A 16,433-nucleotide genomic window follows, 5' to 3' on the forward strand; every position below is an offset into this window, starting at 1 on the left:
CACTTTTGCCACGTTTTGAAATAATCACATTTAAAATTACTACAAGTATCTGCTGAAAATCACTTATATTTCAACATTTTTGATTAGTTTCAATATGAAAATTTCTTAAATATTCATGTATAGACATCTAAATACGACAGAAAAAGCCTTGGGCGATATCTTGAAGCACCTAATTGACTTGCAGATTCCTCTAGTTGGAGGCGCAGATCACGCTTATAACGAAGCTCTTTATTTTGAGAATTTGGAATGAAATGGATTTGACTCTATTGTGATAAATCAGTAACCTCATGGGATATTCGGAGGATTGGCGCATTATCAGTGTCACCGAAGAACTAACTGCTCAAGATATCTACCAACTGGGGGAGAAAGCTAATCCCTTTGTACTTGCTGAAGGTACCCGAATGGGGAACATCCATCTATCCGTGAAAGATAGTCGAGTAAGAAGTCAGTTTTATCAAAAGGTGTTGGGATTAAGTGAGAAATTTAGCCTACCGAATGCTAGTTGGTTAGCAAGCAGGAAATACCATCACCACTTGACAATGAATGAGTGGCCTGGAAAAAGTCCAATCAAACGTCAGCAAGGCTTGCCAGGCCTAGCCTACTATCTCATTGAGATTACAAGTAAAGAGGAACTCCTCATCATTGACCAGAGTACACCTGAAGTTGAGGCGTCAATCACATGGCTAAACTCAAGAGAGTTAGAATTTAGTGATCCAGATAGTATCCTAATCCATGTTCGCATATCCAACCAATGATCGGCAGGGGTTTCGATTCAATCTGTGACACATCCCGTTTCAAGTTTTTTGATACAGGATTAAAGGGTCTTTCTTTTTCTACTTCAGATACTTACCTCTGGGCATATACTATTTAAGACAGGTCCCAAAATGAATGGAACTAGGATCTCTGCTAATGATAGATATGAAATTTTTTAATATTCAAAAAGACTCCACCTACTCTATAGGAAATCTACCCTAGAGATGGATGGAGTCTTCTTTCACTCACTAATCTAATCGAATAAACATCATGGCATTTAACAAAGATATGAGTGAGACCGTGTTTATATTATTTGAATAGATCAGTCTCTTATTTTCAATCGGAGGAATAATAAAATTAGAAATGATGATATCATAAGGCGATTCTTCTAAAGATTCCTTTGATAATTCTAATTCAGTCCAAACTTCAAGTTCAAAATTGTTGCTGCAATAATAAGAAAGTGTTTCCGCTACTGATTTTGCATGATACTGATCAAAATTGCTCATAACCAGAACCTTCAGCTTTGGCTGATTTTGTAGTAGATTAAGCACCAAATGTTTGGTATGAGTGATGAAGGTATAAGATAGATGATTTACCATCATTGAACTAGAACAAACATCAAGAGTCTCTAAATAGTGATAAAGCTCTTTTTTTACATCTGAAACAAATTTTGGAAAAATATTTTGAAAGTTCCTGATTGTATTCCCTTTTTGATCAAATAGAATAAACTCAGTGGACAACTCTTGACGATGCAGATGTGCGGTGTTATGCAGATGCCAAATCAGATTATCTTTATTCTCAATCTCAATCTGATACTTGACTGAAATCTGATCTATAAAATCACTCAATAGATGGTAAGATTTTTCAACATAGCTATCCTTTTTTACGCATTTAAAAAAGAGGCTTTCATCTATGAAAAACATTTTTTGAAAGTAAGACACAAATAATTGGCAAACAACTTCTTCATCTAAAGAGATATTGTATTCTAATTCAAAATTCTGAGCAACACCTTCTATTCCTTCTGTCTGCATCAAAAAATCCAAACTTTGATCGTTAAAAGAGTCTTTCTCTACTTCCATGAAATGACCAAACTTTATTCTATATAGGTTCGTAACTAGGAGTAACTTTAGCATTCTATGAGTTGACAAATTCATTGGAAAGCTTGTTTCCCTATAAACCAATTCTAACAATTGAGATAGGGGCTCTGATGAAAAATCTTCAAATGGCCATTCTAGGAAATAATATTTTTCTGAAAAATATTGTGCAAAAAAGTAACGAATGTCTCTCTCATTTCCAATGATTTGAACAGGGGTCAGACTGATTTCAAATTGAAATTGCTTTTTAATCACTTTATTGATTTGGCTAATGATACGATAGAGCGAAGATGAACTGATATAAAATTCTTTACAAATACTCTCAGCTTGACAACCTTCATTAAAGAAGATAAATTCTAAAATCGAAAAATGAGTTGAATGCTTAAAGAAATAATGGTAAACCATTTCAATATCACTATCATCGGTATTAATAATGCGTATACCATTAGTAGAAGAATGAAAAATCAAGTCAGGAAAAGCAGATTTAACATGGGATAGATCATCTTTGACTGCACGTTCTGTACAATTTAGTAACTCTGCTAGTTCAGAACGATGAAACCATCGTTTATGTTCAAATAATAATTCTAATAATTCTAATTGCCTATGACTTTCTTTAGATAATAAATCTCTCATGAATGTCTTTCTCTCTTTATAAATTATCGGATTTCACCTCTTGCATTATACCACAAAGAATATGTATAGCATGCTATAACGACTTTTACTAAGATCCTTTATTTCGTATAATAACACTACGGGGGCAATATATAAATAATTTTCTTATTTTACCGTCCATTGAGGGCGTGAATACAGAATCAAATTCAAGTCGAAAGATTATATTTTTAATTTTAAAAATTATATAATAGCAACAATCAAAGAATTTGATTTTTTTATATTAAAATTATACAATAGCAATAATCAAAGGAATTGATTTATTTTTTGATATTAAAATAAAAAAGGAGGGTAAGCAATATTGTGGTCAATCATTGCTGGAGATCTTATTGGACTTGTAGCAGGTAGAATCACTAAAAAAGGTAGTTCTATGGGAATCGTCGCAAATGTATTCGCTGGTTTAGTCGGGTCATCTGTAGGACAATCCCTTTTAGGTAGTTGAGGCCCATCCATCGCTGGAATGGCTTTGATCCCATCTATTGCAGGAGCAGCAATTGTTGTTACTGTAGTATCATTCTTTACAGGTAAAAAATAATTACTTGTAGTAATAAACTATTTTTAAATAGATTAGACGGGTAAAAATAGTTTAAATGTTAAATCGAAAGGATTGTATATGTCAAAAGCAAAGAAAATATGTTTCATTATTTTCTGTATTTTAATCTTGACAATTTTCCTTCCTGTTTTGATAGATTATCATCAAGTTAGTGATCTAGGCATTCAGCTATTTAGCTGGAGACAGAATCATTTCGTTGAATTTTATCTCTCTAGATATATATTCTGGGGGATAGTGGCTCTATCAACTTTAGTTTTGATATCGATGTTAGTTGTGTTGTTTTATCCTAAACGTTATTTGGAAATTCAACTTGAAACTAAAAACGATACATTGAAATTAAAGAATTCAGCAATCGAAGGTTTTGTTAGAAGTTTGGTGAGTGATCATGGATTGATCAAGAACCCAACTGTTCATGTAAATTTACGAAAAAATAAATGTTTCGTTCATGTAGAAGGTAAAATTCTTCCTTCGGACAACATCGCTGACAGATGCCAACTAATTCAAAATGAAATAACTAATGGATTGAAGCAGTTTTTTGGTATTGAGCGTCAGGTTAAACTAGAAGTTCTAGTAAAAGACTACCAGCCTAAACCAAAACCTCAAAACAAAAAGACTGTTAGTCGTGTGAAGTAAGGAAGTAAAAAATGGAATGGCTTAAACAATATCGATATCCAATAATCGCAGGTCTTATAGGCGTATTTCTCGCTTGTTTGATTGTCTCCTTTGGCTTCTTCAAAACAATATTTGTATTGATTTTAGGAGCACTGGGAGTTGCAGCTGGATTATATATCGAAAAAAACTATATAGATAAATAAAAAAAATAAAAATTACTAATTTAATTAAAGGAGTTTCATATGTCAAACGAAAAAAACACAAACACTAACGTAGAAAAGAAAGATGCTACTGCTGTAGCTCACGAAATCAAAGGGGAACTTACTTACGAAGATAAAGTTATCCAAAAAATCATTGGTCTGTCACTAGAAAACGTTTCAGGTCTTTTGGGAATCGACGGTGGTTTCTTCTCAAATCTTAAAGAAAAAATCGTTAACAGCGATGACGTAACAAGTGGTGTTAACGTAGAAGTTGGTAAAACACAAGTTGCAGTTGACTTAAACATTATTGCTGAGTACCAAAAAAATGTTCCAGCTTTATATTCAGAAATCAGAGAAATCGTATCTTCAGAAGTTGCTAAAATGACTAACTTGGAAGTTGTTGAAATCAACGTAAACGTTGTCGACATCAAAACTAAAGAACAACATGAAGCAGACTCAGTAAGCCTTCAAGATCGCGTATCTGACGTTGCTGAATCAACAGGAGAATTCGCTTCAGAACAATTCGAAAAAGCTAAATCTGGTCTTGGATCTGGTTTCTCAACTGTTCAAGAAAAAGTTAGCGAAGGTGTAGAAGCTGTTAAAGGTGCAGCAACTGGTGTAGTATCTCACGAAAAAACTCGTGTAAACTAAGATAAAATAAATATAACAGGAGAAATTATCATGTCAGTAGAAGAAAAATTAAATCAAGCTAAAGGTTCTATTAAAGAAGGTGTTGGGAAAGTCATCGGTGATGAAAAAATGGAAAAAGAAGGAGCAGCTGAAAAAGTTGTTTCTAAAGTAAAAGAAGTTGCTGAAGATGCCAAAGACGCTGTAGAAGGCGCTATCGAAGGTGTTAAAAACATGTTGAGTGGCGACAATAAATAAGGCTAAAAGTTACTTTATCTTTTTAGTAACATTAGTCAAAAGAGTCTGAGTCAAAATGATTCTCAGAAAACAAAAAGCTAGAGATTTCCAATTGCGGAACTCTAGCTTTTTAATTTTGCCTCTTTCTCTTATTATATTTCAGCAGGTTGTTGACCGTTAGTACGAATCCCATGTCAATTCTCACTTGACGCTTACCTCTCAGATGACATCTCTTATAACCACGCAAACCTTTATCTGCCCAAAGACAGATTTCATATCAATCTTACGTTTAGCGAAAATTTGTCTACCCTTGGAAGATAAAAGTGACTGATATTCTTTAGTTTTTAAACACTGGTAACGTTCATTCATATACAGTCCCTTTTGAGGGGCTGATTCAGGTTCATCATCGCAGTCAACATTGATTTCAAGGATTTTTACTTTCTATCTACTCTTTTTCATTATGTATTTTCGTATAGGTGTTTCAACAATTTGAACGATTTCAAATCCTTCTTTTTGGTAAAGATTTTGAGCTCTTTGATTTGCCTCGAAGACATTTAGAGAAATACTATCTATATCTTCATTTGCAAATGCCAAACTAACAAATTTCCTTAAAACTTGGCTACCTAAGCCTTGCCCCTGTTTCTTGGGGGTGATAAAAAATCTTCCAATATGAAGATTACTGTCTTCTTGCCTGATTTTCTGGATGAGCCCCACAAACTCTTGTCCTTCAAAGATTGAAAAGATTCCTTCCAAATCTTGCAAAACTTGAATTGTCAAGGGAAAAGGAATCATTGTTCCCATCCATTGTTCTTGAAATGATTTGCCAAGGGAGTTGGACCATTGGCATACGAATTGAGCATTTTCTGGGCTCACATTTTCTTCAAAACGAATTGTCATCTTGACCTCACTATCTTATCTATATTTCTCCATTATACTACTTCTCCTATTTTTTACGAATAGATAAGTATGATTGATATTTATTTTTTTCTTGTCGGGAGTATTCTCGCTTCCTTTCTTGGTTTGGTCATTGACCGTTTTCCAGAGCAATCCATTATCAGTCCACCCAGTCACTGCGATTCCTGTCAGACTCGCTTGCGTCCCTTAGATTTGATTCCTATCCTCTCTCAAATCTTTAATCGCTTTCGCTGTCGCTACTGCAAGGCACCTTATCCTGTCTGGTATGCCCTTTTTGAACTAGGTTTAGGCCTCCTCTTTCTAGCTTGGTCTTGGGGATTACTTTCCTTGGGACAAGTCATCCTAATCACTGCTGGTTTGACCTTGGGCATCTACGACTTTCGCCATCAGGAATATCCCTTACTGGTCTGGATGACTTTCCACCTAATCCTCATGGCCTGCTCTGGCTGGAATCTGGTCATGGTATTCTTCCTTGCTCTTGGCTTTTTAGCTCATTTTATCGATATCCGCATGGGCGCAGGGGATTTTCTCTTTTTAGCTTCTTGTGCTCTCGTATTTAGTGCGACTGAACTACTAATCTTGATTCAGTTCGCTTCTGCGACGGGAATCCTAGCCTTTCTCCTGCAAAAGAAAAAGGAAAGACTTCCTTTCGTGCCTTTCCTCTTACTGGCTGCTTGCATGATTATTTGTGGTAAATTAATATTGTAAATCGAAACACAATAGTGTATACTAGTTATACTGAAAACAAGGAGACTTATTATGAAATTCGAATTACCAAACATCAATTTTGAATTACCAAAACTAGATGTCCCAAAAATTGATGAAAGTTCTATGATGCAAGTCCTAGATTGGGCATACGATACAACTATTAATGGAATTCCTGGCCAAAAAACTATTCAAGAATTAGCAGATGATTATCTTAGGTATGATAATGTTGACACTGCTATTTCAAAAATGATTACTTTTCAGACTAGCAAGGCGGCTCTATCTGGATTTATTACTGGATTTGGAGGAATTCTAACTCTACCAGTAACTATTCCTGCAAATATTACATCTGTTATTCTCGTTCAAATGAGAATGATTGCTACTATTGCTTATATGCGTGGATATGATTTAAAAAGTGACCAGGTGCAGACCTTTGTATACGCATCGCTTACAGGAACTACTGTAGCTGATATTGCAAAAAAAGCTGGAATTGTCGTTGCTGAAAAATTGGCTCAAGGCATGATTAAAAAAGTTCCTGGAGAAGTGCTAAAGAAAATCAATCAAGCAGTTGGATTCAGATTAGTCACAAAATTTGGAGAAAAGGGAGTAGTAAATCTAGGAAAAATGATTCCTGTTGCAGGTGCACTTATTGGTGCAGGAGTTGATACTGTTTCTACACAAGTTATTGCAAATCATGCACTAAGCGTTTTCACACCTAACGGAATTAATCTTGGAGATGATTTAATCATTGATATAAGTGAAATACAATAACCCCCTTGTTTCTATCTTAATGTATTTTGTTTATCGATTTAAATACACCATGTTGTTGTTCTCTTAAAGGGGGGTTACACATTTTAAATCTTCTAAACTGATTTCAATAACTAATTCGTAGCTTTCTGCAACAGGAATTCTAGCCTTTCTCCTGCAAAAGAAAAAGGAAAGACTTCCTTTTCTTGCTCGCTGCTTGTGTGATTATTTTTGGTAAGCTACTGCTTGTTTGATAAATTCCTGAATTGGCTCTCCTTGGTGGAGAGCTTTTACAATTTTCGAACCAACGATAACCCCATCTGACACCGCATTAAAGCGTTCTACATCAGCTTGACTAGATACACCAAATCCTGTCAAGACTGGGATGTCGGCAACTTGATGCAATTGTGCCAAGTGCTTGTCCAAATCTGCGCGGTAATTGCCTGATTTCCCTGTCACCCCATTGATGGCAACGGCATAGACAAATCCTTCTGCCCCTTCAATCAATTCTTTCTGGCGCTCAATTCCTGTTGTCAAACTAACTAGAGGAATCAAGGCGATGTCTGTGTTTGCCAAAAATGGCTCTACAAAGTTGGCATGTTCATGAGGCAGGTCTGGGATAATCAAGCCCTTAACCGCTGTATCTGCCAAATCTTTGACAAAATTCTCTACACCGTACTGAAAGAGGGGGTTGAAGTAGGTCATAATGGCCAGCGGAACCTCTGTTTGAATGGTTTTCAAGGTTTCAACCAAAGCTTGTGTCGAAGTCCCATGGGCTAGACTGCGCAAGCCAGCTTCTTCGATAACAGGTCCATCTGCAACAGGGTCTGAAAAGGGAATACCCACTTCAATAGCCGAAACACCCAAATCTTCTAAAAAGTGGATTGTTTCACCGAGACCACCCAAACCTTTTTCGTGGTCACCAGCCATGATATAGGGAACGAAAATTCCTTTTCCAGTTGCTTTTATAGCGTTTAATTTTTCTGTTAGTGTCTTAGGCATGAGCTTCTCCCTTCTTTGCTGCATCTGCTTCCAAGCGGTCTTTGACTTGAACCACATCCTTATCTCCACGACCTGATAGACAGACAATCATGGACTTGTCTGGACCGAGTTCTTTGGCCAATTTCACCGCAAAGGCGATAGCATGGCTAGATTCTAATGCTGGGATAATCCCTTCCACACGAGACAGGAGTTGGAATCCTTCCAAGGCTTCTTTGTCTGTCACAGGAACATAGCTGGCACGTTTAATATCGTGGTAGTGAGAATGTTCTGGACCGATACCAGGATAGTCCAAACCTGCTGAGATAGAGAAGGCTTCAAGAATTTGACCATGGGCATCTTGGAGCACATCCATGAGGGAACCGTGAAGAACACCCGGACGCCCCTTGGTCAAGGTAGCTGCGTGGTGCTCTGTATCCACACCAAGTCCTGCTGCTTCAGCTCCATACATGGCTACTGATTCATCTTCTACAAAGGGATGGAAGAGCCCGATAGCATTAGACCCACCACCAACACAGGCTACTAAGGCATCTGGTAGATCTTGTCCTGTCAAGTCACGGTACTGTTGTTTAGCCTCTCGACCAATGACACTTTGGAAGTCACGAACGATTTCTGGGAATGGATGAGGTCCCAAGGCAGAACCAAGGATATAGTGGGTATCGTCGATATTAGCCACCCATGAACGAAGGGCTGCATTGACCGCATCCTTGAGCACGCGCGAACCGTCTGTCACTGCCTCAACCTTGGCTCCCAAAAGCTCCATACGGAAGACATTGAGGGCTTGGCGTTTGACATCTTCCTCACCCATGTAGATAGTACATTCCATGTTAAAGAGGGCTGCAGCAGTGGCAGTGGCCACACCATGCTGACCAGCACCTGTTTCAGCGATAATTTTCTTTTTACCCATGCGTTTAGCCAGAAGAACTTGTCCCAAGGCATTGTTAATCTTGTGGGCCCCTGTATGGTTAAGGTCTTCACGTTTAAGATAAATCTTGGCTCCGCCAATATGCTGGGTCAAGTTTTTTGCGTAGTAAAGAGGGGTTTCACGTCCTACATACTGGCGCAAGAGTTGGTTCAATTCCTCTTGGAAACTTGGGTCTGCCTGACTTTCACGGTAGGCCTTCTCCAACTCCAAAACTGCTGTCATCAATGTTTCTGGGACAAAACGTCCGCCGAATTTTCCGTAAAATCCATCTTTATTTGGTTCCTGATATGCCATGCTTTACCCTCTCTATAAATCTTCTAATCTTTTCATGATCTTTTTGTCCATCTGTCTCCACTCCGCTCGATACATCTACTGCATAGGGAGTAAAGTGTTGAATTGCTTTTACTACATTGTCTTCATTAAGCCCACCTGCGATAAAGAAAGGCTGAGTTAGTCCAATCGTATCCAGTTGAGCCCAGTCAAAGGTCTGGCCACTCCCAGCCACAGGGGCATCAAAGAGTAGATAGTCTGCCTGAGAATGGGGCACATGACCCTCTCCATCCACCTGCACAGCCTGAATACTGGCACAAGGCAAATCCTCAAACAAATCATCTGCCACCTGACCGTGAACTTGAACCAAGTCCAAACCAACTTTGTCAATCGCTTCTAGCAGTTCTGCCCGACTTGGTGAAACAAATACACCTACCTTTTTTACGTCTACAGGAATGAGCTTTGCCAACTCGGAAGCCTGATCCAAGGCCACCTGTCTTTTACTAGGTGCGAAGACAAAACCGATATAGTCAGCTCCTGCTGAAACGGCTGTTTCCACTGCTTCCTTGGTCGATAATCCGCAAATTTTAACCTTTGTCAATCTGCAACTCCTTGATTCTCTGGGCTACATCTTCTGCCTGCATGAGAGCTGTCCCTACTAAAATACCGTTAAAGTATGGTGCTACTCGCTCTGCATCCTGCCCTGTAAAAATAGCAGATTCAGAAATATACCAGCAATCTTCTTTGAAGTGTTTAGCCAAGTCTACACTGGTCTGCAAGTCGACTTCAAAGGTGGTCAAGTTGCGGTTATTAACTCCGATAATCTGAGCACCAAGTCTGTGGGCCACTTCTAGTTCAGCTAGATTGTGGGTTTCCACCAAGACTTCCAGACCAAGCTCTGTCGCGTAGTCGTAAAGTTCCTTGAGCCGTTCTTCTGACAAGGCTGCCACAATGAGCAAGATGACTGTCGCACCAGCATTGCGGGCACGGATGATTTGCTTTTCATCGATGATAAAGTCCTTGTTGAGCGTCGGAATGTTTACCTGACCAGAAATCTCCCGCAGATAATCCAAATGCCCTTTAAAGAAAACCTCATCTGTCAGAACAGAAATCATCACTGCTCCGTTCGCTTCATAAGTCTGGGCCTGTTGCACAATATCCACATCTAGATTGATATCTCCCAGACTAGGGCTAGCTTTCTTGACCTCAGCGATTACCTGCAAGCGGTCCTGATGATTCTTCAAAAAGTCAGCTAAGCGATAGGTTTGACGCAGGGGCTGGATTTCCTCCAGCTCCATCTGCTCAACCTCACGCGCCTTCTGCTCCAAGATTCGTGCTAAAAATTCCTGACTCATTTTTGGTACTCCTGTAACAGTCTGAGTTTTTCAAGGGCCTTGCCACTAGCAATGACTTGACGAGCCAAGGCAACTCCATCCTTGATGCTATCAACCTTACCATTAGCATAGAAACCAAGACCAGCATTCAAGACTGTCGTTTCCAAGAATGGACTTGGTTCGTTTTTAAGAACGCTGAGCAAAATTTCTGCATTTTCCTGAGCATTCCCTCCACGAATATCGTCGATAGCGTAGCCTTCCATTCCCAGATCTTCTGGAGTAAAGCTTGACAAGGTAATTTCGCCATTTTCAAGAAGTGCAATTTTGGTTATTCCATTCAAACCAGCTTCATCCAGTCCTTCTGGCCCAGCAACCACGATAGCACGTTTGCGACCCATATTTTTCAAAACCTGAGCTGTACTTTCTAGAAGTTCTGGACGACTAATTCCAAGAAGCTGTGTTTCCAAGGCCATTGGGTGAATCAGTGGACCAGTCAAGTTCATAATCGTTGGAATTCCCAATTCCAAACGAGCTGGCATGATGTATTTCATGGCTGGGTGCATATTTTTAGCAAAGAGAAAGACGATTCCAGTTTTATCAAAAACCTTACCTAGTTCAGCTGGTTTGAGGTCAAGGTTAATACCCAAGGCTTCTAGAACATCTGCAGAACCCGATTTAGAAGAAATCGAGCGGTTACCATGCTTGGCCATGTGAACACCGCCACCAGCCAAGACAAAGGCTGCAGTTGTGGAAATATTAAAACTGAAAGACTTGTCTCCACCTGTACCACAGTTGTCCATGGCATCATGAATTTCAGTTGGAATATGTTGGGCATGTCCTCTCATGACTTGGGCAATGGCTGTGCGTTCTTCAGGTGTTTCCCCCTTCATCTTAAGAGCTAAGAGGAGAGAAGCAATCTGTGCTTCAGTTACACGCCCAGTTACGATACGCTCAATGACATCCGTCATTTCCACACCTGATAAATTTTCAAATTTTGCTAGTTTTTCAATAATCTCTTTCATCCTAGTTTCCTCACTTTACAACCTTCTCGATAAAATTCCGAATAGAAGACAAGCCATCTGGCGTTCCAATGCTCTCTGGATGGTACTGGAAGCCATAAATCGGTAGGTTTTTATGTTGAATCCCCATGATGGCTTGGTCATCAGTCGAACGAGCTGTCACTTCAAAGTTTTCTGGCATTTCTTCAATCAAAATACTGTGGTAACGCATGACCGCACGGCCATCTTCGATACCTTGATACAAAACAGATGGCGCTTCAAAGTTGATATTGCTCTGTTTCCCATGCATGACTTTTGGAGCCAAACCTAACTTACCACCAAAGACTTCGGCTATGGCTTGGTGGCCCAAACAAATCCCAAGAATTGGCTTCTTGCCAGCAAAGTCACGAATCATGTCTTCCATCTTTCCAGCATCAACTGGCCAACCAGGACCGGGCGAAAAGACCAGACCATCTGCTTTTTCAGCTTCTTCATACAGCTTGGGATCATCATTTCTCAAGACCTGCACTTCTGCAAAATTCCCAATGTATTGGGCCAAGTTATAGGTAAAAGAATCATAGTTATCAATCAATAAAATCATGGTCTTAGTTCTCCAATTCTAGTCATAGATTTAGCTTTGTTAATGGTTTCTTGGTATTCGTTTTGGGCGATGGAGTCGTAGACAATCCCTGCCCCAGCCTGCACATAGGCTGTTTGATTTTTGAGAATCATCGTTCGGATGGCAATGGCGAAATCCATATCACCCGTCGCAGACAAGTAGCCGATTGCTCCTGCATATACGCCCCGTTTTTCTGTTTCCAGTTCATAGATGCGTCTCATGGCTCGAATCTTTGGTGCTCCTGACACTGTTCCAGCTGGAAGTGTTGCTTTCAAGGCATCCATGGCAGTGAGTTCTGGAAGCAAACGCCCCTTGACCACACTGGTCAAATGCATGACATAACGGAAAAGCTCCACTTCCATATACTTGGTGACTTGGACACTGGCCGTTTCAGAGATGCGACCAATATCATTACGACCCAAGTCTACTAACATCCGATGCTCTGCTGTTTCCTTCTCATCCGAAAGCAGATCTGTCGCCAAAGCCTTGTCTTCTTCATCCGTAGCTCCTCTTGGTCGCGTACCTGCAATCGGATTGGTTGTTACGATGCCATTTTTGACAGAAACCAAACTTTCAGGACTGGCACCGATGATTTGATAATCACCAAAGTCATAGAAATAAAGGTAATTAGATGGATTGGTCACGCGAAGATTTCTGTAGAAGTCAAATGGATTTCCAGTAACTTCTGCTGAGAAGCGCTGACTGAGTACACATTGGAACATATCGCCATTACGAATCAAGTCACGAGCTGTTTCCACCATTTCCTCAAACTTCTGAGGAGCGATATGGGGTTTGAAGTCTAACGGAGATAGATCCAAGTCTTCAAATTCATTTGGATCAGGAATGCGTAATTCCTCAAGCACTTGGTTCAAGGCTTCTTCCAAGTCTTCTTGACTACGCTTGCTGTAAAGAGCATCCTCGATGACATGGATTTTTTCCTTCTTGTGGTCAAAAACCATGTAGCTCTCATAAACAAAGAAATGCATGTCTGGCGTCCCAATGATATCTTGAGGGATTTGACCAATTTCTTCATAAAGAGAAATCATATCGTAACCGACAAAACCAATTGCCCCACCACCAAAAGGGAGGTCTGAATGGTGCTGGCTCTTATGAGTCACTTCATAAAGAAAATCCAGGGGATCCCGATCAATCACTTGACCATTTTGATAGAGAACTCCATTTTCAAACTTAATCTCAAAAACTGGATTATAAGCTAGGATAGAAAAACGAGCTGTTTCCTTATCTCTCGGAATACTTTCTAGAATAACCTTGTGTTGCCCCTTTAGGCGCATATAAGCCAAGATTGGTGATAAGACATCTCCATGAATGATTCGTTCCATTGTAATTTCCCTTTCAGTTCTAATTTTAGTCCGTAGCGACTGTATGAAAAATCCCCACGCAAAATAACTTGCGTGAGGACGAAATTCGCGGTGCCACCTCAATTATAGGATTTCTCCTATCTCTCATTCCTGTCTCAGATACCTCCTGTAACAGGCTGTGCGATAAAGGGCACTCCCTTGAGAATTATGTTTTCTTCTCTCGTTTCAGATGGACCCAACCTTACAGCTTTCTCTGCTTGTTTTCAGCAACCACAAGCTCTCTGTGAGAGAAAAGACTGTAATTTTTCCATCTATTATTTTTTAGCTTCTAGGTAGTCCGCAATTGCAGCTACGTCCTTGTCTCCACGACCAGAGACATTGATGATGAGATTTTCATTTCGGTACACCTTTACTAGCTTCTTTCCTTGATAGTTGGAATCTTTCAACTTTCTATCGCTATCATGTTACGAAAAAAGCCCACACACAGAATATACTTCCATGTGAGGGCGTTGGTAACGCGGTGCCACCTCAATTATAAAGGGACTATCCCTTTACATCTCTGCCTTGTCTAACAACAAGTTGCACTGTAAGGTGTGCGCACCGAATTTTCATTGTTTCAAATTCATTTTTAAAATCAGCCCACTTTCACTACTTCCAACCACCTGTTCACAATCACCACAGGCTCCCTGAAGATCAAAAATAGTTACTTTTCTGATTTGTTGAACTTATTTTAATACTTTGTTTTTTCTTTGTCAAGACTTTTTTACGATTTTTTTGATAAAGTTAGCACTTTTTCAGAAACTGTTTTGAAAGTCTCAATGATATAGTCCACTTCTTCATCACTTAATTTAGTGTGAAGAGGAAGGGTAATTTCATTTTCAAAGAAGGCATAGGCCTTAGGATAGTTCGCCATATCAAAGCCAAGATTCTTATAGGCTGTCAAGAGCGGAAGCGGTTTGTAGTGGACATTGCTTGCAATTCCTGCTTTGGCTAATTCTTGGATGATGAGGTTGCGTTCTTCTAAGCTCGCTCCTTCTACATGGGTGATGTAGAGGTGGCGTGAAGATTCGACAGTATCAGTCTTATGTGCCAATGGATGGATACGAGAACCTGAAAAACCATGATCATAGCGGTCCACTATCTCCTTACGACGTTCTAGTAAACCAGGGTAACGGTCCAATTGTACCAAACCAAGCGAAGCCATGATATCTGTCATATTGCACTTGTAGGCTGGTGTGACGATATCGTATTCCCATGAACCCAGTTGCATCTTGGCAAGAGCGTCTTTAGTTTGCCCGTGAAGGGAAAGGATTTGGAATTCCTTGTACATCTCTTCGTCGTCAATCGTTGGATTGGCTTTCCAAGTCGCACTTCCACCTTCTGCCGTTGTAAAGTTCTTAACGGCATGGAATGAGAAGGAGGTAAAGTCAGCGATAGAACCAGCTGGTTGTCCTTTATAAGTAGATCCCAAAGCATGGGCACTATCAGAAACAATCACGATACGGTTAAAGGCTTTTTGCCACTTGCTTGAAGCGGTAAAGAGATCACGTTTCTTCTCCACAACTTGGAACAAACGGTCATAATCGCAAACAATCCCTGCAAGCTCTACTGGGATGATCACCTTAGTTTTCTCAGTGATAGCTTGCTCCAGCAGGTCATAATCCATCTCAAAAGTATCTGCTTGAATATCCACCATGACAGGGGTCGCTCCTACGTGAGTGATGACACTACATGAAGCTGTATAAGTCATAGCTGGAACGATGACTTCATCTCCAGGACCCACTTCCAAAACACGCAAAATCAACTCAAGCGCGGCAGTTGCAGAGTTAAGACAGACAGTCTTAGGCGTCTTTGTGTATTGAGACAAGCGACGCTCCAGTTCTTTTGTTTTAGGACCTGTTGTGATCCAACCAGAACGCAGGGTATCCGCTACTTCAGCAATTTCTGCTTCCGTGATATCGGGTGGTGAAAATGGAATATTGTAATTTGGCATTGATTTGCTCCTTTTATCTGTACTCATTTTCTCATGACTACTTTATTTTAGCACTTCAAACACGGTTTGAAACATGATTTTGATGTCTCCAAGGAAACTAAACTCTCGGAGATAGGCGAGGTTATAGCGCATCTTTTCAGGGAGGACGTGTTCGACATAGGCTTGGTCAACTGACAGGCCTTTTTCAGTCATTTGACTGATAATAGTGTCCTCATCCTTGTAGTTGATGCTGGCTGGAGAGGTAATCCCTGCTGGTAAAAGTAAGGTCGCCATCATTTCAGGGCTATACTGCTCTGTGTAGCGTGGCACTTCAGGTCGTGTACCGACAAAGGACATTTCGCCTTTAAGGACATTGACCAGCTGAGGCAGTTCGTCCAAACGGACACGGCGGATAAAATTGCCAACCTTGGTAATGCGACTATCGTTAGCAGAAGTCACCAAACTTCCTTTTTTGTCTGCATCCGTCACCATGGTACGGAACTTCCAAATCTTGAAAGGTCGATTGTACTGGGTCACGCGCTCTTGCTTGTAAATCACTGGCCCCTTGCTATCCAACTTGATCCAAATGCTCAAGATGAGAAAGATGGGAGAGGCCAGAACCAGTAAGACCAAAGCTAGAACCCAATCCAAGCAACGCTTAAAAATCAGCGAACCCTTCCTTTTAGAGACAAGCTGGTAGTAAGACTCAACCTCGCTTGATTTCATTTCCACGGGCAAGTCTTCCCATTTCAGCATGCTGTTTCTCCTTTGTTTTTATTATACTATTTGTCAACATTTTTCATTATACCACAAAATGGAAAAGGCGGTGAAAGAAATCTGTAATTTGAAGGATTTCCTTCTTACGCTCAATGAAAATCAAAGAGT

At 40.0% G+C, this 16,433-nt stretch carries 18 protein-coding genes, 4 pseudogenes and 2 other annotated features; of the genes and pseudogenes, 9 read left to right on the plus strand and 13 right to left on the minus strand.

Annotated features, from left to right (window positions below):
- Positions 1-136 precede the first annotated feature (136 nt).
- Positions 137-755 (plus strand): annotated as a pseudogene (locus tag SMSK564_RS13470) (VOC family protein); the annotation flags it as partial.
- 246 nt (positions 756-1,001) lie between these two features.
- Here the strand turns inward: SMSK564_RS13470 and mgaSpn are convergent.
- Complete coding sequence (mgaSpn, locus tag SMSK564_RS07730) at positions 1,002-2,480, minus strand: virulence factor transcriptional regulator MgaSpn (RefSeq protein ID WP_001205265.1); 1,479 nt, start codon at positions 2,478-2,480, stop codon at positions 1,002-1,004.
- A gap of 334 nt (positions 2,481-2,814) precedes the next feature.
- On the opposite strand from mgaSpn, the pseudogene SMSK564_RS13680 reads away from it, so the two are divergent.
- The 5 genes and pseudogenes from SMSK564_RS13680 (at position 2,815) to SMSK564_RS07755 (ending at position 4,766) form a co-directional block, all read left to right on the plus strand.
- Positions 2,815-3,051: pseudogene (locus SMSK564_RS13680) on the plus strand (GlsB/YeaQ/YmgE family stress response membrane protein).
- 78 nt (positions 3,052-3,129) lie between these two features.
- Complete coding sequence (gene amaP, locus SMSK564_RS07740) at positions 3,130-3,702, plus strand: alkaline shock response membrane anchor protein AmaP (protein WP_000030217.1); 573 nt, start codon at positions 3,130-3,132, stop codon at positions 3,700-3,702.
- Positions 3,703-3,713: 11 nt separating this feature from the next.
- A complete protein-coding gene (locus tag SMSK564_RS07745; protein WP_000455066.1) occupies positions 3,714-3,884 on the plus strand; it encodes a DUF2273 domain-containing protein in 171 nt (56 codons plus the stop codon).
- Between the two features lie 39 nt (positions 3,885-3,923).
- Positions 3,924-4,532 carry an Asp23/Gls24 family envelope stress response protein gene (locus SMSK564_RS07750; protein WP_000064113.1) on the plus strand — a complete coding sequence of 203 codons (609 nt, stop codon included), beginning with the start codon at positions 3,924-3,926 and terminating at the stop codon, positions 4,530-4,532.
- A 30-nt stretch (positions 4,533-4,562) separates the two neighbouring features.
- Positions 4,563-4,766 carry a CsbD family protein gene (locus SMSK564_RS07755; protein WP_000109962.1) on the plus strand — a complete coding sequence of 68 codons (204 nt, stop codon included), beginning with the start codon at positions 4,563-4,565 and terminating at the stop codon, positions 4,764-4,766.
- Positions 4,767-4,875: 109 nt separating this feature from the next.
- Here the strand turns inward: SMSK564_RS07755 and SMSK564_RS13930 are convergent.
- Positions 4,876-5,171 (minus strand): annotated as a pseudogene (locus SMSK564_RS13930) (transposase); the annotation flags it as partial.
- 15 nt (positions 5,172-5,186) lie between these two features.
- Complete coding sequence (locus SMSK564_RS07765) at positions 5,187-5,642, minus strand: GNAT family N-acetyltransferase (protein ID WP_000155442.1); 456 nt, start codon at positions 5,640-5,642, stop codon at positions 5,187-5,189.
- 69 nt (positions 5,643-5,711) lie between these two features.
- On the opposite strand from SMSK564_RS07765, the gene SMSK564_RS07770 reads away from it, so the two are divergent.
- From SMSK564_RS07770 to SMSK564_RS13875, 3 genes and pseudogenes are all read left to right on the plus strand, one after another.
- Positions 5,712-6,368 (plus strand): prepilin peptidase, encoded by a 657-nt coding sequence (locus tag SMSK564_RS07770; protein ID WP_000565603.1) that lies wholly within the window; start codon positions 5,712-5,714, stop codon positions 6,366-6,368.
- Positions 6,369-6,419: 51 nt separating this feature from the next.
- Positions 6,420-7,136: an EcsC family protein gene (locus SMSK564_RS07775; RefSeq protein ID WP_000667338.1), complete on the plus strand. Its 717-nt coding sequence runs from the start codon at positions 6,420-6,422 to the stop codon at positions 7,134-7,136.
- A gap of 124 nt (positions 7,137-7,260) precedes the next feature.
- Positions 7,261-7,366 (plus strand): annotated as a pseudogene (locus SMSK564_RS13875) (prepilin peptidase); the annotation flags it as partial.
- Here SMSK564_RS13875 and trpA read toward each other — a convergent pair.
- The 10 genes from trpA to SMSK564_RS07810 form a co-directional block, all read right to left on the minus strand.
- Positions 7,338-8,114: a tryptophan synthase subunit alpha gene (gene trpA, locus SMSK564_RS0102430; RefSeq protein ID WP_001127039.1), complete on the minus strand. Its 777-nt coding sequence runs from the start codon at positions 8,112-8,114 to the stop codon at positions 7,338-7,340. The pseudogene SMSK564_RS13875 and the gene trpA overlap by 29 nt on opposite strands.
- Positions 8,107-9,330, minus strand: a complete 1,224-nt coding sequence (gene trpB, locus SMSK564_RS07780; RefSeq protein ID WP_000331272.1) for a tryptophan synthase subunit beta — start codon at positions 9,328-9,330, stop codon at positions 8,107-8,109. Before trpB ends, trpA begins: the two co-directional genes overlap by 8 nt.
- Entirely contained in the window at positions 9,308-9,907 is a 600-nt protein-coding gene (locus tag SMSK564_RS07785; protein WP_000169875.1) for a phosphoribosylanthranilate isomerase, read from the minus strand. The genes trpB and SMSK564_RS07785 overlap by 23 nt, the downstream gene beginning before the upstream one ends.
- A complete protein-coding gene (gene trpC / locus SMSK564_RS0102435; RefSeq protein ID WP_000076519.1) occupies positions 9,894-10,661 on the minus strand; it encodes an indole-3-glycerol phosphate synthase TrpC in 768 nt (255 codons plus the stop codon). The genes SMSK564_RS07785 and trpC overlap by 14 nt, the downstream gene beginning before the upstream one ends.
- Positions 10,658-11,662: an anthranilate phosphoribosyltransferase gene (gene trpD, locus SMSK564_RS07790; RefSeq protein ID WP_000658702.1), complete on the minus strand. Its 1,005-nt coding sequence runs from the start codon at positions 11,660-11,662 to the stop codon at positions 10,658-10,660. Before trpD ends, trpC begins: the two co-directional genes overlap by 4 nt.
- Positions 11,663-11,672: 10 nt before the next feature.
- Complete coding sequence (locus tag SMSK564_RS0102440) at positions 11,673-12,239, minus strand: aminodeoxychorismate/anthranilate synthase component II (RefSeq protein WP_000601906.1); 567 nt, start codon at positions 12,237-12,239, stop codon at positions 11,673-11,675.
- Positions 12,236-13,597: an anthranilate synthase component I gene (gene trpE, locus SMSK564_RS07795; RefSeq protein ID WP_000439650.1), complete on the minus strand. Its 1,362-nt coding sequence runs from the start codon at positions 13,595-13,597 to the stop codon at positions 12,236-12,238. Before trpE ends, SMSK564_RS0102440 begins: the two co-directional genes overlap by 4 nt.
- Positions 13,598-13,668: 71 nt before the next feature.
- Positions 13,669-13,894: a binding site (T-box leader), on the minus strand.
- On the minus strand, positions 13,891-14,022 hold the full coding sequence (locus SMSK564_RS13685) for a hypothetical protein (protein WP_000655333.1): 132 nt from the start codon (positions 14,020-14,022) through the stop codon (positions 13,891-13,893). It overlaps the preceding feature by 4 nt.
- A gap of 53 nt (positions 14,023-14,075) precedes the next feature.
- Positions 14,076-14,299, minus strand: a binding site (T-box leader).
- 40 nt (positions 14,300-14,339) lie between these two features.
- Positions 14,340-15,569: a DegT/DnrJ/EryC1/StrS family aminotransferase gene (locus SMSK564_RS07805; protein ID WP_001134506.1), complete on the minus strand. Its 1,230-nt coding sequence runs from the start codon at positions 15,567-15,569 to the stop codon at positions 14,340-14,342.
- Between the two features lie 42 nt (positions 15,570-15,611).
- Complete coding sequence (locus SMSK564_RS07810) at positions 15,612-16,304, minus strand: sugar transferase (protein WP_000922194.1); 693 nt, start codon at positions 16,302-16,304, stop codon at positions 15,612-15,614.
- Positions 16,305-16,433: the final 129 nt, after the last annotated feature.

Source organism: Streptococcus mitis SK564, from assembly GCF_000148525.1.
GTDB classification, from domain to species: domain Bacteria; phylum Bacillota; class Bacilli; order Lactobacillales; family Streptococcaceae; genus Streptococcus; species Streptococcus mitis_H.

Bases quoted from the DNA above. Each gene is read 5' to 3' on its own strand.
- SMSK564_RS07745 (WP_000455066.1), top strand. From the start codon at position 3,714: ATGGAATGGCTTAAACAATATCGATATCCAATAATCGCAGGTCTTATA.
- amaP (WP_000030217.1), top strand. From the start codon at position 3,130: ATGTCAAAAGCAAAGAAAATATGTTTCATTATTTTCTGTATTTTAATC.
- trpB (WP_000331272.1), bottom strand. From the start codon at position 9,330: ATGGCATATCAGGAACCAAATAAAGATGGATTTTACGGAAAATTCGGC.
- SMSK564_RS07765 (WP_000155442.1), bottom strand. From the start codon at position 5,642: ATGACAATTCGTTTTGAAGAAAATGTGAGCCCAGAAAATGCTCAATTC.
- trpC (WP_000076519.1), bottom strand. From the start codon at position 10,661: ATGAGTCAGGAATTTTTAGCACGAATCTTGGAGCAGAAGGCGCGTGAG.
- SMSK564_RS07770 (WP_000565603.1), top strand. From the start codon at position 5,712: ATGATTGATATTTATTTTTTTCTTGTCGGGAGTATTCTCGCTTCCTTT.
- SMSK564_RS07755 (WP_000109962.1), top strand. From the start codon at position 4,563: ATGTCAGTAGAAGAAAAATTAAATCAAGCTAAAGGTTCTATTAAAGAA.
- trpA (WP_001127039.1), bottom strand. From the start codon at position 8,114: ATGCCTAAGACACTAACAGAAAAATTAAACGCTATAAAAGCAACTGGA.
- trpE (WP_000439650.1), bottom strand. From the start codon at position 13,597: ATGGAACGAATCATTCATGGAGATGTCTTATCACCAATCTTGGCTTAT.
- trpD (WP_000658702.1), bottom strand. From the start codon at position 11,662: ATGAAAGAGATTATTGAAAAACTAGCAAAATTTGAAAATTTATCAGGT.
- SMSK564_RS0102440 (WP_000601906.1), bottom strand. From the start codon at position 12,239: ATGATTTTATTGATTGATAACTATGATTCTTTTACCTATAACTTGGCC.
- mgaSpn (WP_001205265.1), bottom strand. From the start codon at position 2,480: ATGAGAGATTTATTATCTAAAGAAAGTCATAGGCAATTAGAATTATTA.
- SMSK564_RS07805 (WP_001134506.1), bottom strand. From the start codon at position 15,569: ATGCCAAATTACAATATTCCATTTTCACCACCCGATATCACGGAAGCA.
- SMSK564_RS07810 (WP_000922194.1), bottom strand. From the start codon at position 16,304: ATGCTGAAATGGGAAGACTTGCCCGTGGAAATGAAATCAAGCGAGGTT.
- SMSK564_RS07750 (WP_000064113.1), top strand. From the start codon at position 3,924: ATGTCAAACGAAAAAAACACAAACACTAACGTAGAAAAGAAAGATGCT.
- SMSK564_RS07775 (WP_000667338.1), top strand. From the start codon at position 6,420: ATGAAATTCGAATTACCAAACATCAATTTTGAATTACCAAAACTAGAT.